We start from the raw sequence: 25,210 nt of genomic DNA, 5'->3' as shown, positions 1-25,210 counted from the left end.
ATGATCACCGCTGGATTTCGTAATGCGGGTTGTAGATGGCCTTGCTCCCGTTCTCGAGCTTGCCAAGCCGTCCCCGCACCCGCAGTGTGCGGCCCGAATCGATGCCGGGGATCCGGCGTTGACCCAACCACACCAACGTCACGGTGTCGCTCCCGTCGAACAATTCGGCCCGAACACCGCCGGAACAACCCTTGCCGTTGGTTTCCACACTGCGCAGCGTGCCTACCATCGTGACTTCCTGGCCGCGTTGGCAGTCGATAGCCCGCTGCGCTCCGGTATTGACGACTTCGTCGGACAATTCTTCGACGTCGCGCTGCTCCGGGTCCTCCGTCAACCGACGGGTGAGCCGGCGCAGATAACCTTCGGCCCCCATGGCCTCTCCTGACACTCCAACGTCGTTTGGAAGCTGTGCTAGCTAGTGGCACTAGCTAGCAGCATTCCACAATGCCAACGGTCACCGTAGACCTGTTAGTTCCCGTCCGCCACACGGATCGCCCTACCGACGTTGGAGTACCTGAAATGACCGGGCACTATCGTGGGGTGCCAGTCGATCTGCGCGGTGTACCCGTCGCATTATTGCCCGGAACCGGCTCCGACGACGACTACGTCTACCGGGCCTTTTCCGGCCCGCTGCAAAGCGTGGAAGCCATCTTGGTGACACCGCCGCCGCAGCCAGAACACCTAATCCAGGGCTATCTGGCCGCACTGGATGAGGCCGCCCAGGCCGGTCCGATCGCCGTGGGCGGCGTGTCGATCGGTGCCGCGGTGGCCGTCGCGTGGGCGCTGGCCCATCCCGACCGGTGCGTTGCCGTGCTGGCCGCGCTGCCCGCATGGACCGGGGAACCTGGGCCGGCGCCGGCCGCCCACGCGGCGCGCTACACGGCAGCGCAATTGCGTCGCGACGGCCTGGCCACCACAACAACGCAGATGCGGGCATCCAGCCCACCCTGGTTGGCCGACGAGCTGGCTCGGTCCTGGCGGGTGCAATGGCCGCAGCTTCCCGATGCGATGGAACAGGCGGCCGACTACGTGGCGCCAAGCAGCACCGAATTGGGCCGCCTTACCGTGCCGCTGGGGGTAGCCGCCGCGACCGATGACCCGATCCATCCACTGCAGGTCGGTCTCGACTGGGTGTCCGCAGCGGCACACGCCGCCTTGCGGACGGTGACGCTGGAGCAGATGGGGGCCGACACTTCGGCGCTGGGCGCCGCCTGCCTGGCCGCTCTGGCCGATATTTGAGCGCTGGGTACGCCTAGCCGCCGGTGGTGCTGCGCAGCTGCTGCATGGCAGATCCTTCGGCCCCGCGCCGCGGTGCCGGCTGGTCGGGCTCCTGCTGTCCCTGCTGTCCCTGCTCGTGCTGGGCCGCCGCAGCCTGCCGCAGTTGCTCCACCATCGACTCAGGCAACTGCACCGGCAGCGGGGTGCGCACCGGCAACGGCGTGTCGCCGCGGCGAATCACCGTGTCGGCCAGCGCCTCGCGGGCCTCATCGGTCAGCGTGTCGATGGTCTCGTGCGGACCGTTGACCACACACCGGACCATCCACCGATAGCCGTCGACGCCGATGAAGCGCACCACCCCGGAGGCGGTGCCGATCACTTCCCGACCCCACGGGCCATCCTTGATCGATACCTCGGCCGAATCCTTGCGCAGCGAGTCGGCGAGCTCCGATGCGACCTCACGCCACAGGCCGGCGGACTTGGGCGCCGCATAGGCAGCGATGGTGAAGCGACCGTTGGCCGTGACAACCCACACGGCGCTGGGAACTCCGCTCTCGGTCAGTTCGACCTGGACCTGGCCGCCTTCCGGCATGGGAACCAAGACCGATCCCAGATCGAGTCGGGCCAGCTGGGCAACCGACGGGTCGTCGAAGTCTTCGATGTCGAACGGGCCTACCAGGTCCACGTCATCTGCAGCCGGTTCGCCGACCTCGCGCCCTGCGGGCCCATCGGGTTCCACGGGGCTGCCGCTGCTGTCGCCTTTACGGGTGCGTCTACCGAATGCCATCACAAACTCGCATGTCCGCCGGAGGAACCATGACCACCATCACCACGGGATGTCGCGGCCAGCCCGGCCTCGTCGAAGGACGAAACCTCGACCAGCTCTAGCAACTCGACCCGCTGCACCAACAGCTGAGCGATACGGTCACCGCGGTTAACCACGATTGGCGTGGCCGGGTCGAGATTGATCAGCGCGACCTTGAGCTCGCCCCGGTACCCCGCGTCGATGGTGCCCGGGCTGTTGACGATCGAGAGCCCGACGCGGGAGGCCAGCCCCGAGCGGGGATGGACCAGACCCACCATGCCGAAAGGAATCGCGACCGCGACACCCGTGCGCACCAGGGCCCGCTGCCCCGGGGGCAGCACCACGTCTTCGGCGCTGTAGAGGTCTACCCCCGCGTCGCCATCGTGAGCGCGGCTGGGCAGCGGAAGCCCGGGGTCAAGACGCACAACGGCGAGACTGTTCGACACGGGGCCACAGACTACTCTTGACCGGATGTCCGAAACGCGCGTCGCGCCGCACAGCGTGCGATATCGCGAACGACTTTGGGTCCCCTGGTGGTGGTGGCCGTTGGGCTTCGCACTGGCAGGACTCATCGCGTTCGAGGTCAATCTGGGTATAGCCGCTCTCGCGGACTGGCTCCCGTACGCGATTTTGTTCACTGTGGCGGCCGCCGCATTGCTGTGGCTAGGCCGAGTCGAGATCCGAGTCATCGCCGGCGCGGATGGCGAAGTCGAGCTATGGGCCGGCGAGGCGCATCTGCCTGTCACCGTCATCGCCCGCTCCGCCGAAGTTCCACGCACGGCGAAGTCCGCGGCTTTGGGCCGTCAACTCGACCCAGCAGCGTATGTCCTGCACCGAGCGTGGGTCGGGCCCATGGTTCTGCTCGTTCTGGACGACCCAGACGACCCGACGCCGTACTGGCTGGTGAGCTGTCGCCACCCCGAGCGGGTCCTATCTGCATTGCGCAGCTGACCGATCAGGCGGCGCAGTCGGTACAGATCATCAAGCCGTTCTTCTCGCTGGCCAGGCGGCTGCGGTGTTGCACCAGGAAGCAGCTCGAGCAGGTGAACTCGTCAGCCTGCTTCGGAATGACACGCACCGACAGCTCTTCGCCGGATAAGTCAGCCCCTGGCAGCTCGAATGACTCAGCGGATTCCGATTCATCCACGTCGACCACCGACGAGGCGGCCTCGTTCCGTCGAGCCTTCAGCTCCTCCAGCGAATCCTCTGACACGTCGTCAGACTCTGTCCGCCGTGGAGCGTCATAGTCGGTAGGCATTGTTCCGTCCCCTCGCATGCCCTCATCACTTCAAGCAACGCTTTGTACCAGCGTCGAACGCATCCACCAAACGATTCGTGCCCGTATCTTGCTTGATTCAACTGTGATTTACGTCACATCTCTGAATCGGCCCTTGTAATCAGGCCTAAACGGTGCGGACAGCGTGCGGACTAGAGTGCACGTGTGGTCGCACAAATCACCGAGGGTACCGCCTTCGACAAACACGGTCGGCCATTCCGGCGACGCAACCCCCGGCCCGCCATCATCGTCGTGATTCTGCTGGTGGTCTTGACCGGTGTGGTGTGGACAGTCGCGCTGACCCGCCCACCGGACATCACCGAGGCCGCGGTGTGCAACCCGCCGCCCCAACCGGCCGACGCGACGGCAACGGTCAAACTCGGTGAGCGGGTGTCGCGCACCGAAATGACCGACGTCACACCCGCACAACTGGGCGAGACCAAAGTCCGGGTGCTCAATGCCAGCGGCCGGGGCGGTCAAGCCGCCGACGTCGCTGGTGCGCTAAAAGACCTCGGATTCACCCAGCCGACCGCAGCAAACGACCCCGTCTATGCCGACACCCGTCTGGACTGCCAAGGCCAGATCCGATTCGGCACCGCCGGACAAGCGACCGCGGCGGCGGTATGGCTGGTCGCACCGTGCACCGAATTGTTCAACGACGGCCGGGCCGACGACTCCGTCGACCTCGTCCTGGGCACCGACTTCACCACCCTGGCGCACAACGACGACATTGACGCGGTGCTGAGCAGCCTGCGCCCGGGCGCCACCCAACCGCCGGACCCAACCCTGATAGCAAAGATCCACGCCAGTAGCTGTTAGCCGACTCAGTCCAGGGGTTCGAGCGCATTGAGTCGCTTCAGGACCCCCAACAGCTCATCGGCGACCCCAGGCGCGGCGGCGACGACCAAACCGGCGCCAACGACATCCGAGGCGGGCAACACCACCCGCGCTCCGGCCTCGGCGGCGATCAGCGCTCCCGCGGCGCGATCCCACAACTGCAGCCCGTGCTCGTAGTAGGCGTCGAGACGGCCGGCCGCGACCATGCACAGGTCCAGCGCCGCCGAACCGATCCGGCGCACGTCGCGGACCATTGGCAGCATCCGGGCCAGCAGGGCGGCCTGGGTGGCCCGGCGTCCCGCCGAGTAGCCAAACCCGGTGCCCAGCAACGCCATCGACAAATCCTCCACCGCGGTGCAGCGCAGCTCGCGGGTTCCCTGCTCGTCGGTGACGTGGGCGCCCTGGCCAAGCGCCGCCGAATACACGCTGCGGCCCACCACGTCGGCGACCGCCCCGGCCACCGACACGCCACCCACCTGGGCGCCGATCGACACCGCATAGGCCGGGATGCCGTAGACAAAGTTCACGGTGCCGTCGATGGGATCCAGCACCCAGGTAACGGCATCGTCGGGCGCCGGCGCCGAATCCGCGGGACCGCCACCCTCCTCCCCCACAATCGGGTCCCCGGGCCGAAGTTGCGCCAGTCGACTGCGCAGCAACCGTTCCGCATCGGTGTCGACGACGGTCACCGGGTCGGTCGGGGTGCTCTTGGCCCGCACCGCGTCCGACTCGTCAGCCGCGGCCGGATGGGCGCCAAACAGCTCGGCGCGCCGGCTGCGCACGAATTCGGCCGCCTCGGCGGCCAGGGTCTCAGCCACCACACGCAGCCGCGCAGGGTCGTTGTCAGGTCGTGTCACCGCTCTATCGCATCACAGTCGCCCCACGCAGCCCGCTCCTCACCACGCCAAGCCTGGTTTGTCGCCGGGCTCACCCCAAACAGCCCGCTCCTCACCAGGCCAAGCCTGGTTTGTCGCCGGGCTAAGGTGATCCGGACACAAAACGTCTCGCCACGTCTCGCCGAGGAGATCCGATGACCAGCACCGACCCAATGGCCCAAACCGCCGGTGCCGCACAGCCGCATCGCGGATTCGGGATTGACGTCGGCGGCAGCGGCATCAAAGGCGCGATCGTCGACCTGGACACGGGCCAGCTAATCGGCGAGCGCATCAAGCTGGCGACCCCGCAGCCCGCAACTCCGTCAGCGGTTGCCAAGACCATCGCCGAGGTGGTCGATCGATTCGGCTGGACCGGCCCGCTCGGGGTGACCTATCCGGGCGTGGTCACCCACGGCATCGTTCAGACGGCGGCCAACGTGGACAAGTCGTGGATCGGTACCAACGCGCGCGAGGTCATCAGCGCCGAATTGAACGGCCAGGACGTGACGATCCTCAACGACGCCGATGCGGCCGGGCTCGCCGAGGAACGGTACGGCGCCGGGAACAACCAGCCCGGCCTGGTGGTGCTCCTCACCTTCGGAACCGGTATCGGGTCGGCGGTCATCAACGACGGCACGCTCATACCCAACACAGAATTTGGCCATCTCGAGGTCGGCGGCAAGGAGGCCGAGCAACGGGCCGCGTCGTCGGTCAAGGAGAAAAACGACTGGAGCTACGAGAAGTGGACCAAGCAGGTGACGCGGGTCCTGGTGGCCATCGAAAACGCGATCTGGCCTGACCTTTTCATCGTCGGCGGTGGCATCAGCCGCAAGGCCGACAAGTGGGTGCACCTGCTGGAGAACCGCACGCCGGTGGTGGCGGCGACCCTGCAGAACACCGCCGGGATTGTCGGCGCGGCAATGGCCTCCAGCACCGATGTGACGCACTGAATTCTGCCCGCTCGGGCGGTGCACGCGCGCAGTGAAGTTACAATGGTCGTCGGCGACAGCCCAACCGATAGCGCGCGAGTATTCACGCTGATATCAACGCCGACATTCGACATAACAGACACTTTCGGTTAAGCACGCCCAGCCGCAGCCGGAAGTGAGTACCACCGAAGGGGTGTATGTGGCAGCGACCAAGGCAAGCCCGGAGACCGGTGAGCCGGTGAAACGCACCGCCACCAAGTCCCCGGCCAAGGCTGGGGCCAAGCGACCGACGAAGACCGCAAACGGCGCGGCCCCCGCCAAGCGGGCCGCAAAAACACCAGGTCAAGCCGACGACGCCACTACCGGCGACGCTCCGAAGAAGACGCGTCCGTCGGCCAGAGGCACCAAGGCCGCCCGCGGAACCAAGGCGCCGGGCGAAGGCGCAACGGACCCAGACGCCAATCTGGACACCGCTGACGATCTTGATGCCGATCCGGACATCGACGTCGACTCCTCCGACGATCTCGACCTCGACTTGGATGACCTCGAAGACGAGGACGAAGCGGCCTCCGACGAGGCCGAGGGCGACGACGACTCGGACGAGGGCGACGACGCCGAGGACGGCGATGGGGCCAAGGCACCCGCGGCCGCGGCGCCGGGAACCCCTAGCGATGAAGAAGAGATCGCCGAGCCCAGCGAGAAAGACAAGGCTTCGGGGGACTTCGTCTGGGACGAGGACGAGTCGGAGGCATTGCGCCAGGCGCGCAAGGACGCCGAACTGACGGCATCCGCCGACTCGGTCCGCGCCTACCTCAAGCAGATCGGCAAGGTGGCGCTGCTCAACGCCGAGGAAGAGGTTGAGCTCGCCAAGCGCATCGAGGCCGGTCTCTACGCGACACAGCTGATGGCTGAGTTGACAGACCGCGGCGAGAAACTGCCCGCAGCCCAGCGCCGCGACATGATGTGGATCTGCCGCGACGGTGATCGTGCGAAAAACCACCTGCTGGAAGCCAACCTGCGTCTGGTGGTCTCGCTGGCCAAGCGCTACACGGGCCGCGGGATGGCGTTTCTGGACCTCATCCAGGAAGGCAACCTGGGCCTGATCCGTGCGGTCGAAAAGTTCGACTACACCAAGGGCTACAAGTTCTCCACCTACGCGACGTGGTGGATCCGCCAGGCCATCACCCGTGCCATGGCCGACCAGGCCCGCACCATCCGGATCCCGGTGCACATGGTCGAGGTGATCAACAAGCTGGGCCGCATCCAGCGCGAGCTGCTTCAGGACCTGGGCCGCGAGCCCACGCCGGAGGAGCTGGCCAAAGAAATGGACATCACCCCGGAGAAGGTGCTGGAGATCCAGCAGTACGCCCGGGAACCGATCTCGCTGGACCAGACCATCGGTGACGAAGGCGACAGCCAGCTCGGTGACTTCATCGAAGACAGCGAAGCGGTCGTCGCGGTGGATGCCGTGTCGTTCACCCTGCTGCAAGACCAGCTGCAGTCGGTGCTGGACACGCTCTCCGAGCGCGAGGCCGGCGTCGTACGTCTGCGCTTCGGTCTCACCGACGGCCAGCCGCGCACGCTCGACGAGATCGGCCAGGTCTACGGCGTCACCCGGGAACGCATCCGCCAGATCGAGTCGAAGACGATGTCCAAGCTGCGCCACCCCAGCCGCTCGCAGGTGCTGCGCGACTACCTGGACTGACATCCCGCGTAAGCGCACCGGATCAGCGGTTCTCTTGCAGCTCCGGCGCGCCCGCCGCGCGTTGTGGGGACCGTTGGCGTCGCCATCTACCTGAGGTGTCGAATAGCTGCGACCCGCCAGCGTTTGCTGACATCCGGTGCACCAGGGCATAGTGTTCGGCGTACACATCGTGTTCTTTGGCAGTACTGACGCTCCCCGGGAGGTCGCCCATGCCGTCCTATGTGTTCGCCACGCCCGAGGCTCTGACCACGGTTTCGTCGGACCTGGCCGGGATCGGCATCGCCATTCGGTCGGCGAATTTGACGGCTGCGCCCTCGACAACGCAGGTGTTAGCCGCGGCACAGGACGAGGTCTCGGCGGCGATCGCAGGGTTCTTCAGTGGCCATGCCCAGCAATTTCAGACGCTCAGTGCGCAGGCCTCGGCCTTTCATGACCAGTTTGTGGAGACACTGAGCGGCGCCAGTGGCGCCTACGCGGCAGCCGAAGCGGCCAGCACCTCGCCGCTGCAGAACCTCGAACAGAGCTTGCTGGCGGTGATCAACGCCCCTAGCCAGGCGCTGACGGGGCGCCCGCTGATCGGCGATGGAGCCAACGGATCCCCGGGCACCGGGCAAAACGGCGGTGACGGCGGATGGCTGTGGGGCAATGGAGGCAATGGCGGCTCGGGTGCGCCCGGCGGCGCCGGTGGGGCCGCGGGGGCGACGGGGGCGTCGGCGGGGACGCCACTATCGCCGGCGGGTCTGGCGGTAACGGTGGCGCCGGCGGAGCCAATGGGCTGATCGGAGGCGGTAACGGTGGCGCCGGTGGCGCCGGTGGCATCGGCGGGGCCAACCGTCAGCTTCTTTCACTAGACGGGACCGGTGGCGCCGGCGGCACCGGCGGCGGCGGCGGGTTCGGCGGCATCGGCGCTGCTGGAGGTGATGCCGGTGCCGGCGGGGCCGGCGGGGCCAACCAGGCGCTGTTGGGCGGTACCGGCGGCACTGGCGGAAACGGCGGCAACGGCGGTGCCGGCGGCGCGGGCGGCGGGCTCGGTGGCCAGGGTGGCGTGGGCGGTACCGGCGGCGTCAACCACGCGCTGCTGGGCGGCACCGGCGGTCACAATGGCCTTAACGGCAGCAACGGCAGTGACGGCATCACCGGGACGGGCTCTACCGGGGTGTACAAGCCCTACGTCGACATCACGCTGTGGCCCTACCCGGATGGATCCGGATACAACTTCTCTGACGCCGCCAACGCGGGCATCACAGACGTCACGCTCGCGTTCATCACCGCCGACACCACAAATGGCCAAGCTGCTTGGGGTGGGTATACCGCCTACGACGTCACCGGCGGCTCCCAAATCTCCTACATCGAGAACCAGATCACCAACATGACCAACGCCGGCATCAACGGGACCATCTCCTTCGGTGGCCAGGCCGGCACCCCGCTCGCTGTGTACGCCGCGAACAACTCTCTCACCGCCACCCAGTTGGCCGCGCAGTATCAAGAGGTGATGAGCACCTATGGGATCTACAACATCGACTTCGACGACGAAGGCGCCATTCTGACCAACAGCTCGGCACTGACGTTGCAGGCCCAGGCGATCGCGCTCTCCCAGGCGTGGGGCACGGCCAACGGGACCCCGGTAACGGTCTCCTACACCGTTCCGGTGGCGCCCTCGGGTCTGACCGCTGAGGGCATGGCGCCGATCAATGCCGCGATCAGCAGTGGCGTGAACGTGTCGACAGTGAACATCATGGCGATGGACTACTACGACGGCACCACCCAGATGGGCACCGCGGCAATCGACGCCGCGACCGCCACTCATGGTCAGCTGATGACGCTGTATCCCTCGCTCAGCAGCGATCAGGCGTGGGCCATGCTCGGCGTGACGCCCATGATCGGCGTCAACGACGACACCAGCGAAATCTTCACCCTCACCGACGCCCAAACGTTGACCTCGTTCGCGCAGGACAACAACATCGGCCAACTGTCGATGTGGCAGCTTCCTCGCGACCAGACCGGCGATATCGGGGTATCGAACAACAACGGCAGCGGAGTGGAACAGACGCCCTTCGAGTTCTCCGAGATCTTCGAGCAGTACGCCAGCAACTCCTGAGCCCGACCGCGGCCTGCCAACACATCTCGGCCTGCCCTCCCGCTGCATCGGCTTGAACTGCGGCTCAAGAAATTGAGCTGCACTCAGGGCCACTGAGGTCCTACTGTGACGCGCATGTCAACCAGCCGCACCATCATTTCGTCGGAATCGGATTTCGAGTCGGCCGTCGGTTACTCGCGCGCAGTTCGCATCGGCCCCCATGTCGCGGTGGCCGGAACGACCGGCAATGGCCCGGCCGGTGACATCGCCGCGCAAACCCGAGACGCCCTGCGGCGCATCGAGGTCGCACTCACCGATGCCGGGGCCAGCCTCGCCGATGTGATCCGCACCCGGATCTACGTGACCGACATTTCACGGTGGCGCGAAGTCGGCGACGTGCATGCGCAGGTCTTCGGCCACATCCGTCCGGTAGCCACCATGGTCGAGGTCTCCGCACTCATCGCGCCCGACTTGCTGGTCGAGATCGAAGCCGACGCCTACGTGCAGTCGCCAGGCGGGCAGCCAAGCCCCGAGACCGACCCGAAGGTGCCGTCGGGGCCTGGCCGGTAGGCGGTCACCCCGACCACCGCCTGCACCGGCAGCGGCCCATACAAATGCGGGAATAGCATCGAGGCCGGATCCGTTGGAACGCCTGGTTGCCACCGCACCGGTGACTGCAGCGCAGCAGGGTCGATGTGGAGCAGAACCAAGTCTGGACGGCCGTGGAACAGTCGATTCGCCGGAAGGTGCACCTGTTCGGGCGTCGACAGGTGGATGAACTCGGCACCAGGTTGTGGCGTTATGCACCCATGGTGACGAGCGTGCAACCACTCCTCGGCACCGCACATGTGCACCAGTGAACCGACCGTCGCAGACATACAGTCAGCTTGCCCGACCCGCAGGTCAAAAACTCGTGAGAAACGACACACCTCACAGCGGTCGGGGAACAAGGCGAAATCCCCATACGTCTGACAGAGTGAACTTACGCCAGGAACGGAGAAGCCATGAACGCAACTCTGACCAGTCCCGAATTGACTAGAGCAGACCGCTGCGACCGCTGCAGTGCAGCAGCGCGGGTGCGTGCGAAGCTGCCTTCTGGAGCCGTACTTCTCTTCTGCCAGCATCACGCCAACGAGCATGAGGCCAAGCTGCTCGAGCTAGCCGCAGTGCTGGAGGTCAGCGGCGACTAGATGCACCGAGCCAGCCCGGAGCCAACGTCGGCTGACCGAGCAGTCTTCGGTAATGCTGGACTGGTATGAGCGACCAAGTCCCCAGGCCGTCCCGCCATCACATCTGGCGTATTAGTTTAAGAACCCTCTCCAAAAGTTGGGACGACTCGATCTTTTCCGAGTCGGCGCAAGCGGGTTTCTGGTCGGCGCTGTCGCTGCCGCCGCTGCTGTTGGGAATGTTGGGCAGTTTGGCTTACGTGGCTCCGCTGTTCGGGCAGGACACGTTGCCCGCGATCGAAAAAACGATCATCTCGATGACCCACCGCTTCTTCTCCCCCAGCGTGGTCGACGAGATCATTGTACCCACCATCCGCGACATCACCGCCAACGCTCGTGGTGAGGTGGTATCGGTGGGTTTCCTGATCTCGCTGTGGGCAGGGTCATCGGCGATCTCGTCCTACGTCGATGCCATCGTCGAGGCCCATGACCAGACTCCCCTGCGTCATCCGGTGCGCCAGCGGTTCTTCGCACTCTTTCTCTACGTCGTGGGATTGCTGTTCATCGTCATCTCGGCGCCGGTGGCGGTGATGGGCCCGCGCAAGGTGAGCGAACACATCCCCGACAGCATGTCCAACCTCATGCACTACGGTTACTACCCGGCCCTGATCGCGGTACTGACCGTCGGGGTGATCATCTTGTACCGAGTATCGCTGCCGGTGCCGCTGCCGACCCATCGACTCATCCTGGGTGCCGTGCTGGCGATGGCGGTGTTTCTCATCGCCACGTTGGGGCTGCGGTTCTACTTGGGATGGATCACCCACACCGGCTATACCTACGGTGCACTGTCCACCCCGATCGCTTTCCTGCTGTTCGCGTTCTTCGGCGGTTTTGCGGTCATGATCGGCGCCGAACTCAACGCCGCCATCCAAGAGGAATGGCCGGCACCGGCAACCCACGCGCACCGGCTGCGCAATTGGCTGCGGGCACGCACGGCTGCGGCTACCGGGTCCGCGGATTCGGAGTCACCGCAGTCCAACACCGCGGTCGACCCGCCGTCCTGATCAGTCCCTCTTGAGCTGTTCGTAGATCTGCTTGCAATCCGGGCAGACCGGCGAGCCCGGCTTGGCCGCCCGAGTCACCGGAAAGACCTCGCCGCACAACGCCACCACGTAATTGCCCATGACCGCGCTCTCGGCGATCTTGTCTTTCTTGACGTAGTGGAAGAATTTGGGGGTGTCGCTGCCGGTCCCGTCGTCGACGCGTTCTTCGGTATCGGGACGTTCGATCGTCTGCGTCTCCATGTATGACATTGTGCCTCCTGACTCGCTCCTGCCGGAATCCACCGGATGTGGGAGAGTGGAGGTATGACGCGAGACTCGGAGTTGAGTTTCGACGACTTCGACGACAAGCACCGCCCAGTGTTGATCACCGGCGCTGCGCCGTCCTACGAGGTGCAGCACCGAGCGCGAGTGCGCAAGTACCTGACCCTGATGGCCTTTCGGATCCCGGCGCTGATCCTTGCCGCGATCGCCTACGGCCTCTGGCACAACGGTTTGATTTCACTGCTGATCGTGGCCGCCTCGGTGCCGTTGCCATGGATGGCCGTACTCATCGCCAACGACCGGCCGCCGCGTAGCTCCGATGAGCCCCGCCGCTTCGACGACGCCCGGCGGCATACCCCCCTGTTCCCCACCGCTGAGCGGTTGGCGTTGGACGCCGGGCTGGAAGACCCCGCGCCACGGTGGGACGCGCAGCGCTTCGACGAGCGGGGCTAGTCCGGGTTCCGGTCAACCGACCCGGCGACACATTTCTCAGGACATTCTCAGCTCGGCGGCACATTCCTGCACGTCACGGGGTGTGAGATGACAGCTGCGCGGGAACTCTGCGGTGGAACCTGTCGTTAATCCTCATGACAGCACAAGCCGATCGGGAGGGCGAAATGGCACAGCCCATAGCAAGGGGCATCGTAGGCCGGGTTGACAGCGATCTGGACGCTCAAAGCCCTGCAGCGGACTTGGTGCGCGTGTATCTGAACGGCATCGGCAAGACGGCGTTGCTCAACGCCGAGGGCGAGGTGGAACTCGCCAAGCGCATCGAGGCCGGGCTCTACGCGGAGCATCTGTTGGCAACCCGCAAGCGCCTCGGCGACAACCGCAAACGCGAACTCGCCGCCGTGGTGCGCGATGGCGCGGAAGCGCGCCGCCACCTATTGGAAGCGAACCTGCGGCTGGTGGTGTCGTTGGCCAAGCGCTACACGGGTCGGGGCATGCCGTTGCTGGATCTCATCCAGGAGGGCAACCTGGGCCTGATCCGCGCGATGGAGAAGTTCGACTACACAAAGGGATTCAAGTTCTCGACGTACGCCACCTGGTGGATCCGTCAAGCCATCACCCGCGGCATGGCCGACCAGAGCCGCACCATTCGGCTGCCGGTCCACCTGGTCGAACAGGTCAACAAGCTGGCCCGGATCAAGCGTGAGATACACCAGAATCTGGGCCGCGAAGCCACCGACGAGGAACTCGCCGCCGAATCCGGCATTCCCGTCGAGAAGATCAACGACCTGTTGGAGCACAGCCGCGACCCGGTGAGCCTGGACATGCCGGTCGGCTCGGAGGAAGAGGCCCCGCTGGGCGACTTCATCGAAGATGCTGAGGCCATGTCCGCGGAGAACGCGGTCATCGCCGAACTGCTGCACACCGACATCCGCAGCGTGCTGGCCACCCTCGACGAACGTGAGCATCAGGTGATCCGGCTGCGCTTTGGCCTCGATGACGGCCAGCCACGCACCCTGGACCAGATCGGCAAACTGTTCGGCCTTTCCCGCGAGCGGGTACGTCAGATCGAGCGGGACGTGATGTGCAAGCTGCGCCACGGCGAACGCGCCGACCGGCTGCGCTCATACGCCAGTTGAGTAGTCAGCCCGTTGCCCGCTAGGTTGAGAGGCTAGGTACGAGACGGTGTGCCCGCCGCTATACGCGGCGGGCATACTGCTGCGGTGGGGTGTTTTGGCAGACCATGCAAGCAGCTGGCCAAGTAGACTCGGCGGCAACGGAGGATGCTGAATGAACGACTTGGTTGATACCACCGAGATGTATCTGCGGACGATCTATGACCTCGAAGAAGAGGGTGTCACCCCATTGCGCGCCCGGATCGCCGAGCGGCTCGAGCAAAGTGGGCCCACCGTCAGCCAGACCGTGTCGCGGATGGAGCGTGACGGGTTACTGCGCGTGGCCGGCGACCGCCACCTCGAATTGACCGACAAGGGCCGGGCCCTGGCGGTCGCGGTGATGCGCAAGCACCGCTTGGCCGAACGTTTACTCGTCGATGTCATCGGGTTGCCGTGGGAAGAGGTGCACGCCGAGGCATGCCGGTGGGAGCACGTGATGAGCGAAGACGTCGAACGGCGTCTGGTCAAGGTGCTCAACAACCCCACCACCTCCCCCTTCGGCAATCCGATTCCGGGTCTGCTGGACCTCGGTGTGGGACCGGAGTCCGACTCCTACGAAGCCAACTTGGTGCGGTTGACCGAATTGCCGTCGGGATCACCGGTCGCGGTGGTCGTCCGCCAGCTCACCGAGCACGTTCAGGGCGATATCGACTTGATCAGCCGGCTCAAGGACGCCGGCGTGGTACCCAACGCGCGGGTGACCGTCGAAACCAGCCCGGCCGGCGGGGTGACCATCCTCATCCCGGGACACGAGAACGTGACCCTGCCCCACGCGATGGCACACGCGGTCAAGGTCGAGAAGGTCTGACCTAGCCGGCGCATCGACCGTAGGGGCCCGATGCCCGCCGCGGAGGTAACTGCACCCCCAGCTGCTTTGCCAGCCGATAACCGGTGACCGCGAGGTCACGGATGTGCTCGGGGCGCAGACCGGACTGCAGCGCCGTGTCCAGCATGCCGGCCATGCGATGTCCTGGCGCGCAGCGCAGCGCCGCGTCCAGGGAAACCCCGGTCAGCGGCCCATCACCGCGCACATAGGCGCTGAACGCGAGCAAGACCAGCGCTTCGGCCCGCCATGGCGCCGGGAGCGCCCACGCCAGCACGCCCCACAAGGATTCGGCCTCATCCGCGTTTTCACCGACGGCAAGGGCATACAGCGTGTCGCGGACCTGAACGTCGGTCAGCGCGCATCCCAGCCGCGCCAGCTCCACCTCCGACAGGGATTGCCCGTCGGCAACCCGCGCGGCGGCGGCCATCGCGCTCTCGACGTCGCGGCGGGCGCATCGCGACGGGTCGGCCCGGTAGGAGATCTCCCGCTCGGCCGCGTGTTCGGCGAGGGCCCCGGCCAACTCGCCGGCACGCGCCGACTCGTCCAGCTCGACGACGGCTTGCAGGTCGGCACGCCGCGGGTAGAGACGGCGCCCGTCCAACACCGCCGCAACGGCCAGCGGCGACGCCGCCGGGTCGTCGATCAGCCCGCTAGAGCCGCACCCATCGACGCAATGCCAGCGTCCGCCCACCGCGATCTGGTCCACCACATGCGCCGCCCGCAGCACCACGTTGTGTTGCGAGAGCGCCTCGGCGAGCGCCGCGCACACTCGCCGGTACACCTCATTGCACGCCGGGCACTGTGCGCCGCCCTCGTCGACGATCACCGCGATGGCGGCCTGCGGATCGGCCCCTCCCGCGACCTCGGCGAGATGCTCGACCCGGTCAACAAGCAGGGCTCCGGCGTTGTTGATTAGCAGGCTTGTGAGCTGGGGAATTGTGGATTGAGGAGGTCTAGGCGGCGGTTGGCGGTCAAAGCGGTGATCCGGCAGGCTTCGGTGATGTTGTCGGCGCCGTTGAGGCGGTGCAGATTGATCGCGGTGTTGCGTAGCGTTGCTAGGACCTGTGCGCCGTTTCCGGTATGTGCCCTTTGACGGTCTTCGTCGAAGGTGACGTCGCGTATCCAGTGCAGGCTGTTCTCGATTCCCCAGTGTTGACGCATCCAGGTCATGATCGCGGTAGGGCGGGCGTGCTCGAACGGCAGGCTGCAGATGGCATAGACCACCTCCACGCTGCGCTGGTCGGTGGCGGTGATCAAGCGTTCACGAGTGATCCGGATGATTTGTTTTGCGTAGGGGAAGCCGATTCCTCGTGCAGCGGTGATGATTTGCAGGGTGCGGGTCTCGACACGGCCGTGGCCGCGGGAGTCATCGGTAGCGGCTGCGGGCACCTCGGCCCAGGGCAGCGCGGTGATACGCGCAAGTATTTTGGCTTGGTTGGACTTGACGATCATCAGGTAGTGCGACTTCAAGGTGGCGCAGATCAACTTCGCGGTGACGACCTGGGTATGCATCGCATCCACGGTGACCAGCCACCGCAAGCTACCCGGCAGCAGCGTGAGCAGGGCACGTACGCAGGGAATTTCATTGCTTTTCTCGGCGACAGCGAGTTGACCGAGCACCAATCGGGCACGGTGGGCGAACACCGACACGAGATGCGTGGCTGTCGCTTTGGCGCGTAAAGGCACCACGCAGCATCTTGCCGTCCAACGCGATCGGCACCAATCCACTGGGGTCGCTGCTGGCCACGTGTGCAGTGAAGTAACTGCCCATCCTGGCGTTGAGGTCGGCGGGGTCTAGCCGAGACAAAACAGCGCGGAAGGTCTTCTCACTGGGCCGCCGGAACCGGACCCCTAATTAGGCCAACACATCATCGGGAGCGGTGGCCGCCCATGTGGCAAAAACAGCATAGCCGCGCATCCCCGCGGCAGTGGCCAGAACCGCGATCGCCAACAAAGCCATCAGCGAATACCTCCGACCGCGTGGGTCCCTCGGGTCTGGCACCGAGGCCAACACATCGAGAAACTCCGATCCGATGAGCTCGCTGCGCTCACCAGGACTCCAGCGGTCGAACACCTCTGGAACCGACGACACAGGCAATACTGAAACGGTAGGCACGGGCAACTCCAGACCAACGACGAACAGTAACCAACTCGATCGTTCTCCAGATAGCCCGTGCCTACACTCCGGCCCCAATAGCGCGGCACCAAAGATCATCAACCCAGCTCACAAGCCTGCTAATCAACAACGCCGGAGCCCTGGGCCAACAAGGTCCTCGGACAAGTCGGCGCGCAGCACCGAACCCAGTTCGCCGTCATCGAGAGATACCAAGACCAGAGACTTTTCCGGCACGAATCCGAGAATGGCCGGAAGTGCCGCAATAAGTGCGGCAGGACGATTCAGTTCAAATTCAGATCGATGCTTCGTCATAGGCCTCAACGCTGGCCCTGCACACCGTCAGCCGGTGCACACACCGGGCGACCCAACTGCCCTCCTGTGGACGAATTGCCCACTGTGCGTTCTACTGTCTATTCCATGGGGTCGATGCGCGAATACGACATGGTGGTTATTGGTTCTGGGCCTGGCGGCCAGAAGGCCGCCATCGCCTCGGCCAAATTGGGTAAATCCGTCGCGATCATCGAGCGCGGCCGCATGCTGGGCGGGGTATGCGTCAATACGGGCACCATCCCGTCAAAGACGTTGCGCGAGGCGGTGCTTTACCTCACCGGCATGAACCAGCGCGAACTCTACGGAGCCAGCTACCGCGTCAAGGACCGAATCACCCCCGCCGACCTGCTGGCACGGACTCAGCACGTGATCGGCAAGGAAGTCGACGTGGTGCGTAACCAGCTGATGCGCAACCGGGTCGACCTGATCGTCGGCCATGGCCGCTTCGTCGACCCGCACAGCATCGTGGTCGAAGACCAGACACACCGGGAAAAGACCACGGTGACAGGCGATTACATCGTCATTGCCACCGGCACCAGGCCGGCCCGGCCATCCGGGGTCGAGTTCGACGAAGACAAGGTCCTCGACTCCAACGGGATCCTGGATCTCAAGTCGCTGCCGGCCTCGATGGTCGTGGTGGGCGCCGGAGTGATCGGGATCGAGTACGCGTCGATGTTCGCCGCGCTGGGCACCAAGGTGACCGTCGTCGAGAAGCGGGACAACATGCTCGACTTCTGCGATCCCGAGGTCGTCGAAGCGCTGAAATTCCACCTGCGCGATCTGGCGGTGACATTCCGGTTCGGCGAAGAGGTCACCGCGGTCGACGTCGGCTCAGCGGGAACGGTCACCACCCTGGCCAGCGGCAAGCAGATCCCCGCCGAAACAGTGATGTACTCCGCCGGACGCCAAGGCCAGACCGACCACCTGGATCTGGCCAACGCCGGACTCGAGGTCGAAGGTCGCGGGCGGATCTGGGTGGATGACAAGTTCAGGACCAAGGTCGAACACATCTACGCGGTGGGCGACGTCATCGGCTTCCCGGCGCTAGCCGCAACATCGATGGAGCAGGGCCGTCTCACCGCCTACCACGCATTCGGCGAACCCACCGACGGCATCACCGAACTGCAGCCGATCGGCATCTACTCCATCCCCGAGATTTCCTACGTCGGGGCCACCGAGGTGGAGCTGACCACGAACTCGATCCCCTACGAGGTGGGCGTAGCACGCTACCGCGAGCTGGCCCGCGGTCAGATCGCCGGCGACTCCTACGGCATGCTCAAGCTGCTGGTCTCCACCGAAGATCTCACCCTGCTGGGCGTGCACATCTTCGGTACCAGCGCCACCGAGATGGTGCACATCGGGCAGGCCATCATGGGCTGCGGCGGCACAGTCGAGTACCTGGTCGAGGCGGTGTTCAACTATCCGACCTTCTCCGAGGCCTACAAGGTGGCCGCGCTCGACGTGATGAACAAGGTCCGGGCGCTCAACCAGTTCCGCCGCTGATCGGGCCTCACAAGCACGCGTCGTCGAACTCGACCGGCGGGTCGTCGCCGGGTCCGCCGGCTTCGGCACGAACCAGAAGGGCAGCGGCGTGTTCGTCCAACGGTGCCGAATACGAGACGCTCTCGGTGCAGCCACCGCCTTCTAGACCACCGATTACCCCAGTGACGGTCCCAGCACTGACCCAGGGCGCCCCGCTTGTGCCGGCCACCAGGCCGTCGCATGACAATTCCGGAAACCCGCCCTCCGTGACCTCGGTGTTCGCCGAACAGGCGATGGGCGTGTCATCCAGACCCGCCGGGTAGCCGGTGACGGTCACCGGGGCGCCCCGCGCCGGGGCTCGGCCCAACAGCAGCGCGGAGCCGACCCGTGCTTGCAGCGATCCATCGCCGCTGACGCGGGCGATCGCGTAGTCGGCGCGCGGATCCTGGTTGGCGATCCAGCGTGGATCGAAATAGACCTGGTCGATCTTCCATCTCGACGGCGGCGGGTCGGCGCGCCCGAATCCCGGGATGAAGGACCCCGCCGTGTGACCGCCCAGCAGGCAATGCGCGGCGGTCAGGACGAGGTCACCGCTGGTCGAATGCAACACCGCGCCCGTGCAGATGTGCACCGGCCCGTCATCGACGGAAGATCGCGCCACCCGCGGGTCCGGATCCACCGGGACGGCCACCGCGGCCTGGTTGCCGGGCGGGCTGGACCGCTGCCCGGGCAAGGAAGTTTGCTCAGACCGCTCACCGGCGCTGGGGGCTTGGCTGGTTGGCCGCCCGCAGCAACTCAGTAGCAGCGCCAGGCCGCCCCACAAGCAAATCACCGCAGCCAGGTTGCGCATCGACACCCATCTTGACCCATCTGGTCCCACCGCCGGGCGGCAAGCGGATGCGGATCGCTTTCACCTCGCCAATACACTTGTCAGCAACCCGCTCCACCGCATGACGCCGGCGACAGCGAATACAGCCGGGCGCTCGCGCGTTATGTATGAAACGAACAAACGAGTTTGTAATTAGATCACTGGTGCCCACTGATCTGCGAGACACTGATCAGGGCACCCTGGTCCGACCCCCGAGAGGAGGCAACACCCATGGCGCATGACCAAGACCCAGGCGAGGCGCAGGACTACCAGCCGGGCCAATCCGGCATGTATGAGCTTGAGTTCCCCGCGCCCCAGTTGTCGACGTCCTATGGCCGCGGTCCGGTGTTGGTGCATGCTTTGGAGGGCTTCTCCGACGCCGGTCATGCGATCCGGCTAGCCGCCACCCACCTCAAGGATGGTTTGGACACCGAGCTGGTCGCGTCGTTCGCGATCGACGAGTTATTGGACTATCGCTCGCGGCGACCGATGATGACGTTCAAGACCGACCACTTCACCAAGTATGACGATCCAGAGCTGAGCCTTTACGCACTGCGTGACAGTGTCGGCACACCGTTTCTGCTGTTGGCCGGGATGGAACCCGACCTGAAATGGGAGCGGTTCATCACCGCTGTTCGCCTGCTGGCCGAGCGGCTGGGGGTGCGCCAGACCATCGGATTGGGCACCGTTCCCATGGCCGTCCCGCACACGCGTCCCGTCACGATGACCGCTCACTCCAACAACCCGGAGCTCATCGCGGACTTCCAACCGTGGATTTCCGAAATCCAGGTTCCGGCGAGCGCATCCAACCTGTTGGAGTACCGGATGGCTCAGCATGGCCACGAGGTCGTCGGATTCACCGTGCACGTCCCCCACTACCTCACCCAAACCGACTACCCCGCTGCCGCGCAGGCACTGCTGGAACAGGTGGCCAAGACCGGTTCACTGGACCTTCCTCTAGCCGCACTAACAGACGCATCGGCGCAGGTCGGAGCCAAGATCGATGAGCAAGTACAGGCAAGCGCGGAAGTCGCTCAAGTGGTGGCAGCCCTCGAGCGCCAGTACGATGCGTTCATCGACGCCCAGGAAAACAGATCACTGCTAACGCGCGACGAGGATCTGCCTAGTGGCGACGAGCTGGGCGCGGAGTTCGAACGATTCTTGGCCCAGCAGGCAGAGAAGAAGTTCGACGATGACGACCAGCCATAACGCCCCCAAAAAATACGCCCCAGTCGGCCAGACAATGAGGTTGCCGAGATGACCGAGCGCAAACGCAATCTTCGCCCGGTGCGGGAAGTGACTGCGCCGTCGCTTCAGTTCCGCACCATCCACGGATACAAGCGAGCGTTCCGGATCGCCGGGTCAGGTCCCGCGATCCTGCTAATCCACGGGATTGGCGACAATTCCACCACTTGGACCGGTATTCACGCCAAGCTCGCCCAGCGGTTCACCGTCATCGCCCCCGATCTGCTGGGGCACGGAAGGTCCGACAAGCCGCGCGCCGACTACTCGATCGCGGCCTATGCCAACGGCATGCGCGACCTGCTCAGCGTGCTCGACATCGAGCGCGTGACCATCATCGGCCATTCGCTCGGCGGCGGCGTTGCCATGCAATTCGCCTACCAGTTCCCACAGTTGGTGGACCGACTCATTCTGGTCGGGGCCGGTGGAGTTACCAAGGATGTCAACGTCGTCTTCCGTTTGGCCTCGCTGCCGATGGGCGCCGAGGCGTTGGCGTTGTTGCGGCTGCCCATGGTCCTGCCAACGGTTCAGCTCGCCGGCAAGGTGTTGGGCATGGCACTCGGCTCCACCGCGCTCGGCCAAGACCTTCCCAATGTGCTGCGAATACTCGACGACCTCCCCGAACCAACGGCCTCGTCGGCTTTCACCCGCACATTGCGGGCCGTGGTCGACTGGCGCGGCCAGATCGTCACGATGCTCGATCGCTGCTACTTGACCCAGGCCATCCCGGTGCAGATCATCTGGGGCAGTCGAGATGCCGTGGTCCCGGTTCGCCACGCCGAAATGGCACACGCGGCCATGCCGGGATCCAAGCTCGAGGTCTTCGAGGGATCCGGACATTTCCCGTTCCACGACGACCCCGCTCGTTTTATCGACATCGTCCTGCGCTTCATCGACAGCACCCAGCCTCCCGAATACGATCAAGCGGCGCTTCGGGAACTGCTGCGCACCGGCGGCGGTGAACGAACCGTTTCGGGCCCGGCCGACACCCGCGTGGCGGTGCTCAGCGCCATGGGTTCTGACGAACGCAGCGCCACCTGACCAGCCCTTATGCCGACGCCTAGGACGGCGTCGTAGAGTCGGGCCATGGGCATCGACGTAACGGTGTTGCGGGTCTTCACCGATCCAATCGGCAACTTCGGGAATGCACTCGGGGTGGTCGACGCCAGCAAGGTTGAACCCCGTGACCGGCAGCATCTGGCGAGCCGATTGGCCTACAGCGAAACAGTTTTCGTCGACCTTCCGGCCACCGGCTCGCACACCGCACACGCCACCATCTACACCCCCCGCACCGACATCGCATTCGCCGGCCACCCGACCGTTGGTGCGTCCTGGTGGCTGCGCGAGCAGGGAACACCGGTCAACACCCTGCAGGTGCCGGCCGGTCTCGTGCAGGTGCATCACGACCGCGACCTCACCACGATCAGCGCCCGCGCGGAGTGGGCACCCGAATTCGCTATCCACGACTTGGATTCCCCTGATGCCCTCGCGGCCGCCGACCCCTCTGACTTTGCCGATGACACGGCGCACTACCTATGGACATGGACCGACGACGCCGCCGGTGAGCTGCGGTCGCGGATGTTCGCCTCCAACCTGGGAGTCGAGGAAGACGAAGCAACCGGTTCCGCCGCAATGCGGCTTACCGACTACCTCAGCCGCGACCTCACCATCACCCAGGGCAAGGGATCAATAATCAACACGACCTGGAGTGCCGAAGGCTGGGTCGCGGTTGCCGGACGAGTCGTCAGCGACGGCGTGACGCACGTCGACTGACCGGGCGGATCAGGACTTTCGGCGCAACCGAGCGCCCAGATGGTGTTGCAGCGGCAGTCCGACCGCTCCCATGCGCAGCCGGTAGGACAGCTCGTCTCCGACCATCCGGAAAGATCGGCTCAGCGCAGTCACCTCTTTTGCCGTGGGGGTCATGCCGATGGCCGTGGTGACCATTTCCATCTCGATCACCCCGCCGCTTGCCGAATAGGTGCCCACCTCGATTTCGGTGATGCCACTCGGATGAGCCAGGACCAGCTCGACCTGGCCTGGTTTCGGCACGCGCAGATATCCGGTCTCCGCATGCAACGGCGTCCCGTCGGCAACGGCCCTGGTCTTCTGTGCGTAAACCAGGAACGGCTTGCCTACATGAGAGAACACAACCTCTTCGAGATATTCGAACGGCTCGATCGTCGGATACTCGCCGGCACCTTGTCCCGCCCAGGTGCCCAGCAGCGGGGCCAGCGCATCAAGATCCGGGTGCAAGTCGGCAGACATGGGGCCAGCCTAACGAGGCGGCAATGGCTCAGCTCGAAGTAGGAACCTGGCGGTGTGCGCGCAACGCCTCGATTTCGCGCTCGAAATCCTCGGCCGAGGAGAACGAGCGATACACCGATGCAAATCGCAGGTAAGCCACCTCGTCGAGTTCACGCAGCGGCCCAAGGATGGCCAGGCCGACTTCGTGACTGGGGATTTCCGGCGAGCCAGCGGCGCGAACCGAGTCCTCCACCTGCTGGGCAAGCAGGTTCAGCGCGTCGTCGTCAACTTGGCGCCCCTGGCACGCCCGGCGCACCCCGCTGATGACTTTCTCCCGACTGAATGGTTCTGAGACACCGCTGCGCTTGACCACGGCAAGGACCGCGGTCTCGACAGTGGTGAATCGTCGCCCGCATTCCGGACATGACCGGCGACGCCGAATGGCCTGGCCCTCATCGGTTTCCCGCGAATCGATCACCCTGGAATCGGGATGCCGGCAGAACGGACAATGCATGGCCGCTCCTTCGGCGTCCTGACAACGCGGTACCTCGGACCTTTCCGAGAGTACCTGCGCGCTCCCCCGCACTGCCAACGCCGTCGCAATCCACCTCCGCTCGACGCCGCGGTAGCCGAGGAGCGTTGATGTGGAGCGGTTTTCGCTGTTCATCGGAGTGCGCTAGCCAACCGGCGCAATCAGCGTCTGCCCGGAAGCCGGCATCGACGAGCCCAACGCGTTCAATTCCCGGATGCGCTCGACGACCTGTCGAACCGGCGCGTCCGGAGCGACTCGAGCCGCCACGTCCTGCAGCGACTCCCCCGCGTCCACCCGGACCACCGCGAGCCGGTCCGGCACGCCCGATGAGATGGGTGACACATTGGCGGAGCCGCCATTGGCCATCTCGCTGAAGTGGGCGACCAACCCCAGCCAGAGCGTGATGATCGCGGCGAGCAGCGCCAGGCCCACCGTCGTCGCAACCGAAGCGGGACGCCGGCGATGGGCCGTGGCCGACAGCGCCACACCGGTGCCCCGGTAGCTCAGCGGGGCAACAGCCGGACGCGATGGGCGGACCCGCCGCGACGTGGCCAGCCTGCCCCGGCCGGTGACAGGCTCGTGGATGGCCCCCCGACCGGCCCTCGAATGAACCTGCGCGCCTCACGGGTGCCCAACCGGACGGGCACGGCGGGCGAGACGGGCTGGACTGCCTGCATGAGTGTCATGTTCGTTCCTCCGGCTGACGGTTTATCGCTCAAGTGTTCGATACTGTAGTCGCTCATGTGTTCGATTTACCGAACATTTGATCGAGGCGTGTCGCTCGAGCAAAACGCTAGACCAAGCCACCGACAAGACCTGCCGGTCGCAACCAACTCCCATGTGCTGCGAATACCCGGCCTCGCGCCGAGTTACACCTTTGTGATTCGCCAGTTCGCGCCGCCGCGGCGGGCACCTGAGGCATGCCACTAACCCCGCGACACACTGGTCGAACACATGTTTGATTCTTGGGCGCCGTACGGCTACATTCAGTCCCATGAGCGACAGCAGCGACACCACGGTCGACGGGGCGAGTGACGGAGCCAGTGGAGCGGACAATCGCGCGCAATTAGTAGACACGGCGTTGACGGAGCGGCAGCGCACCATTTTGAACGTCATCCGGACGTCGGTGAACGATCGCGGATACCCACCGAGCATCCGGGAGATCGGCGATGCCGTCGGCTTGACGTCGACCTCGTCGGTCGCGCACCAACTACGCACCCTGGAGCGCAAGGGCTATCTGCGCCGCGACCCCAATCGCCCCCGCGCCGTCGACGTGCGTGGCGCTGACGACACGGTGACCGCCGCCCCGGTCACCGATGTCGCGGGTTCGGACGCGCTGCCGGAAGCCACGTTTGTCCCGGTCCTGGGACGCATCGCGGCCGGCGGACCGATCCTGGCCGAGGAAGCCGTCGAAGATGTGTTCCCGCTACCGCGTGAGCTGGTTGGCCAGGGAACACTGTTTCTGCTCAAGGTTGTCGGGGAGTCCATGGTCGAAGCCGCGATCTGTGACGGCGACTGGGTGGTGGTGCGACAGCAGAACGTCGCAGACAACGGCGATATCGTTGCGGCGATGATCGACGGCGAGGCGACGGTCAAGACGTTCAAGCGCGCGGGAGGCCAGATATGGCTGATGCCGCACAACCCCGCCTTTGATCCGATCCCCGGCAATGACGCGACCGTGCTCGGCAAGGTGGTCACGGTTATCCGCAAGATATAGCGGCACCCGGGG

General features: G+C 65.3%; 27 protein-coding genes and 4 pseudogenes. 17 read left to right on the top strand and 14 right to left on the bottom strand.

Annotated features, from left to right (window positions below; genetic code table 11):
* Window positions 1–4: 4 nt before the first annotated feature.
* Entirely contained in the window at window positions 5–373 is a 369-nt protein-coding gene (locus tag CKW46_RS12995; RefSeq protein ID WP_011741126.1) for an OB-fold nucleic acid binding domain-containing protein, read from the bottom strand.
* A 167-nt stretch (window positions 374–540) separates the two neighbouring features.
* On the opposite strand from CKW46_RS12995, the gene CKW46_RS12990 reads away from it, so the two are divergent.
* Window positions 541–1,239, top strand: a complete 699-nt coding sequence (locus tag CKW46_RS12990) for a serine aminopeptidase domain-containing protein (protein WP_117438080.1) — start codon at window positions 541–543, stop codon at window positions 1,237–1,239.
* A 13-nt stretch (window positions 1,240–1,252) separates the two neighbouring features.
* Here the strand turns inward: CKW46_RS12990 and CKW46_RS12985 are convergent, their stop codons facing one another.
* Window positions 1,253–2,005: a DUF3710 domain-containing protein gene (locus CKW46_RS12985; protein WP_482053229.1), complete on the bottom strand. Its 753-nt coding sequence runs from the start codon at window positions 2,003–2,005 to the stop codon at window positions 1,253–1,255.
* Window positions 2,005–2,469, bottom strand: coding sequence for a dUTP diphosphatase (dut, locus tag CKW46_RS12980; protein ID WP_012393798.1), 465 nt, complete (start codon window positions 2,467–2,469; stop codon window positions 2,005–2,007). Before dut ends, CKW46_RS12985 begins: the two co-directional genes overlap by 1 nt.
* Before the next feature lie 25 nt (window positions 2,470–2,494).
* Between dut and CKW46_RS12975 the strand changes: the two genes are divergently transcribed.
* Window positions 2,495–2,974: a DUF3093 domain-containing protein gene (locus tag CKW46_RS12975; RefSeq protein ID WP_011741130.1), complete on the top strand. Its 480-nt coding sequence runs from the start codon at window positions 2,495–2,497 to the stop codon at window positions 2,972–2,974.
* A 4-nt stretch (window positions 2,975–2,978) separates the two neighbouring features.
* Here CKW46_RS12975 and CKW46_RS12970 read toward each other — a convergent pair whose 3' ends face one another.
* Window positions 2,979–3,281: a DUF4193 domain-containing protein gene (locus CKW46_RS12970; RefSeq protein ID WP_011741131.1), complete on the bottom strand. Its 303-nt coding sequence runs from the start codon at window positions 3,279–3,281 to the stop codon at window positions 2,979–2,981.
* Between the two features lie 183 nt (window positions 3,282–3,464).
* Here CKW46_RS12970 and cei point away from each other — a divergent pair, with 183 nt between their 5' ends.
* On the top strand, window positions 3,465–4,118 hold the full coding sequence (gene cei, locus CKW46_RS12965; protein ID WP_012393797.1) for an envelope integrity protein Cei: 654 nt from the start codon (window positions 3,465–3,467) through the stop codon (window positions 4,116–4,118).
* Window positions 4,119–4,123: 5 nt separating this feature from the next.
* Here the strand turns inward: cei and CKW46_RS12960 are convergent, their stop codons facing one another.
* On the bottom strand, window positions 4,124–4,993 hold the full coding sequence (locus CKW46_RS12960; protein WP_011741133.1) for an inositol monophosphatase family protein: 870 nt from the start codon (window positions 4,991–4,993) through the stop codon (window positions 4,124–4,126).
* A 173-nt stretch (window positions 4,994–5,166) separates the two neighbouring features.
* Between CKW46_RS12960 and ppgK the strand changes: the two genes are divergently transcribed.
* From ppgK to CKW46_RS12940, 4 genes and pseudogenes are all read left to right on the top strand, one after another.
* Window positions 5,167–5,961, top strand: a complete 795-nt coding sequence (gene ppgK, locus CKW46_RS12955; protein WP_015355332.1) for a polyphosphate--glucose phosphotransferase — start codon at window positions 5,167–5,169, stop codon at window positions 5,959–5,961.
* A gap of 178 nt (window positions 5,962–6,139) precedes the next feature.
* A complete protein-coding gene (locus CKW46_RS12950; protein ID WP_202098408.1) occupies window positions 6,140–7,645 on the top strand; it encodes an RNA polymerase sigma factor in 1,506 nt (501 codons plus the stop codon).
* 209 nt (window positions 7,646–7,854) lie between these two features.
* Window positions 7,855–9,743 (top strand): annotated as a pseudogene (locus CKW46_RS12945) (PE domain-containing protein).
* Window positions 9,744–9,857: 114 nt separating this feature from the next.
* Entirely contained in the window at window positions 9,858–10,292 is a 435-nt protein-coding gene (locus CKW46_RS12940; RefSeq protein WP_020724812.1) for a RidA family protein, read from the top strand.
* Here the strand turns inward: CKW46_RS12940 and CKW46_RS12935 are convergent.
* Window positions 10,220–10,600, bottom strand: coding sequence for a DUF952 domain-containing protein (locus CKW46_RS12935; RefSeq protein ID WP_083866433.1), 381 nt, complete (start codon window positions 10,598–10,600; stop codon window positions 10,220–10,222). The two genes, CKW46_RS12940 and CKW46_RS12935, sit on opposite strands and share 73 nt — an antisense overlap.
* Before the next feature lie 126 nt (window positions 10,601–10,726).
* Between CKW46_RS12935 and CKW46_RS12930 the strand changes: the two genes are divergently transcribed.
* Both CKW46_RS12930 and CKW46_RS12925 read left to right on the top strand, forming a co-directional pair.
* Window positions 10,727–10,912, top strand: coding sequence for a DUF7455 domain-containing protein (locus tag CKW46_RS12930; protein ID WP_011741138.1), 186 nt, complete (start codon window positions 10,727–10,729; stop codon window positions 10,910–10,912).
* Window positions 10,913–10,977: 65 nt separating this feature from the next.
* Entirely contained in the window at window positions 10,978–11,952 is a 975-nt protein-coding gene (locus CKW46_RS12925; protein ID WP_015355328.1) for a YihY/virulence factor BrkB family protein, read from the top strand.
* Here CKW46_RS12925 and CKW46_RS12920 read toward each other — a convergent pair whose 3' ends face one another.
* Window positions 11,953–12,192 (bottom strand): DUF3039 domain-containing protein, encoded by a 240-nt coding sequence (locus tag CKW46_RS12920; protein ID WP_020728402.1) that lies wholly within the window; start codon window positions 12,190–12,192, stop codon window positions 11,953–11,955. It abuts the gene before it with no gap.
* A 45-nt stretch (window positions 12,193–12,237) separates the two neighbouring features.
* On the opposite strand from CKW46_RS12920, the gene CKW46_RS12915 reads away from it, so the two are divergent.
* The 3 genes from CKW46_RS12915 to CKW46_RS12905 all read left to right on the top strand — a co-directional run bounded on the left by CKW46_RS12915 (window position 12,238) and on the right by CKW46_RS12905 (window position 14,646).
* Window positions 12,238–12,666: a DUF3099 domain-containing protein gene (locus CKW46_RS12915; RefSeq protein WP_015355327.1), complete on the top strand. Its 429-nt coding sequence runs from the start codon at window positions 12,238–12,240 to the stop codon at window positions 12,664–12,666.
* A 164-nt stretch (window positions 12,667–12,830) separates the two neighbouring features.
* On the top strand, window positions 12,831–13,802 hold the full coding sequence (sigB, locus tag CKW46_RS12910) for a sigma-70 family RNA polymerase sigma factor SigB (protein WP_015355326.1): 972 nt from the start codon (window positions 12,831–12,833) through the stop codon (window positions 13,800–13,802).
* A gap of 151 nt (window positions 13,803–13,953) precedes the next feature.
* Window positions 13,954–14,646, top strand: coding sequence for an iron-dependent transcriptional repressor DtxR (locus CKW46_RS12905; RefSeq protein ID WP_012393787.1), 693 nt, complete (start codon window positions 13,954–13,956; stop codon window positions 14,644–14,646).
* Between the two features lies 1 nt (window position 14,647).
* Here CKW46_RS12905 and CKW46_RS12900 read toward each other — a convergent pair.
* The 3 pseudogenes from CKW46_RS12900 to CKW46_RS12890 all read right to left on the bottom strand — a co-directional run.
* Window positions 14,648–15,556: pseudogene (locus CKW46_RS12900) on the bottom strand (DUF4192 domain-containing protein); the annotation flags it as partial.
* Window positions 15,557–15,576: 20 nt separating this feature from the next.
* Window positions 15,577–16,780 (bottom strand): annotated as a pseudogene (locus CKW46_RS12895) (ISAs1-like element IS2404/ISMul1 family transposase).
* Between the two features lie 150 nt (window positions 16,781–16,930).
* Window positions 16,931–17,092 (bottom strand): annotated as a pseudogene (locus tag CKW46_RS12890) (DUF4192 family protein); the annotation flags it as partial.
* 114 nt (window positions 17,093–17,206) lie between these two features.
* Between CKW46_RS12890 and sthA the strand changes: the two are divergent.
* Complete coding sequence (gene sthA / locus CKW46_RS12885; RefSeq protein WP_482053228.1) at window positions 17,207–18,613, top strand: Si-specific NAD(P)(+) transhydrogenase; 1,407 nt, start codon at window positions 17,207–17,209, stop codon at window positions 18,611–18,613.
* A 7-nt stretch (window positions 18,614–18,620) separates the two neighbouring features.
* Here sthA and CKW46_RS12880 read toward each other — a convergent pair whose 3' ends face one another.
* Window positions 18,621–19,448, bottom strand: a complete 828-nt coding sequence (locus CKW46_RS12880; protein ID WP_482053227.1) for a trypsin-like serine peptidase — start codon at window positions 19,446–19,448, stop codon at window positions 18,621–18,623.
* Between the two features lie 243 nt (window positions 19,449–19,691).
* Between CKW46_RS12880 and CKW46_RS12875 the strand changes: the two genes are divergently transcribed.
* The 3 genes from CKW46_RS12875 to CKW46_RS12865 are packed head-to-tail and all read left to right on the top strand — an operon-like array spanning window position 19,692 to window position 22,475.
* The gene (locus tag CKW46_RS12875) at window positions 19,692–20,669 is read left to right on the top strand and encodes a proteasome assembly chaperone family protein (protein ID WP_482053226.1); all 978 of its coding nucleotides are present in this window, start codon (window positions 19,692–19,694) and stop codon (window positions 20,667–20,669) included.
* Window positions 20,670–20,717: 48 nt separating this feature from the next.
* The gene (locus tag CKW46_RS12870) at window positions 20,718–21,743 is read left to right on the top strand and encodes an alpha/beta fold hydrolase (protein WP_012393782.1); all 1,026 of its coding nucleotides are present in this window, start codon (window positions 20,718–20,720) and stop codon (window positions 21,741–21,743) included.
* Window positions 21,744–21,788: 45 nt separating this feature from the next.
* Window positions 21,789–22,475: a PhzF family phenazine biosynthesis protein gene (locus tag CKW46_RS12865; RefSeq protein ID WP_015355321.1), complete on the top strand. Its 687-nt coding sequence runs from the start codon at window positions 21,789–21,791 to the stop codon at window positions 22,473–22,475.
* A gap of 9 nt (window positions 22,476–22,484) precedes the next feature.
* Here the strand turns inward: CKW46_RS12865 and CKW46_RS12860 are convergent, their stop codons facing one another.
* The 3 genes from CKW46_RS12860 to CKW46_RS12850 all read right to left on the bottom strand — a co-directional run bounded on the left by CKW46_RS12860 (window position 22,485) and on the right by CKW46_RS12850 (window position 23,967).
* The gene (locus CKW46_RS12860; RefSeq protein ID WP_117436035.1) at window positions 22,485–22,970 is read right to left on the bottom strand and encodes a peroxynitrite isomerase; all 486 of its coding nucleotides are present in this window, start codon (window positions 22,968–22,970) and stop codon (window positions 22,485–22,487) included.
* 28 nt (window positions 22,971–22,998) lie between these two features.
* Window positions 22,999–23,463, bottom strand: a complete 465-nt coding sequence (nrdR, locus tag CKW46_RS12855; RefSeq protein WP_011741151.1) for a transcriptional regulator NrdR — start codon at window positions 23,461–23,463, stop codon at window positions 22,999–23,001.
* 162 nt (window positions 23,464–23,625) lie between these two features.
* Window positions 23,626–23,967, bottom strand: a complete 342-nt coding sequence (locus tag CKW46_RS12850) for a hypothetical protein (protein ID WP_499019173.1) — start codon at window positions 23,965–23,967, stop codon at window positions 23,626–23,628.
* Between the two features lie 508 nt (window positions 23,968–24,475).
* Here CKW46_RS12850 and lexA point away from each other — a divergent pair.
* On the top strand, window positions 24,476–25,198 hold the full coding sequence (gene lexA / locus CKW46_RS12845; RefSeq protein WP_015355319.1) for a transcriptional repressor LexA: 723 nt from the start codon (window positions 24,476–24,478) through the stop codon (window positions 25,196–25,198).
* The last annotated feature ends 12 nt before the right edge of the window (window positions 25,199–25,210 follow it).

Origin of the sequence: Mycobacterium liflandii (genome assembly GCF_022354805.1) — a bacterium.
GTDB lineage: Bacteria > Actinomycetota > Actinomycetes > Mycobacteriales > Mycobacteriaceae > Mycobacterium > Mycobacterium marinum.
The sequence above is the reverse complement of the archived record's forward strand: the minus strand, read 5'-3'. Positions and strand labels throughout refer to the sequence as shown.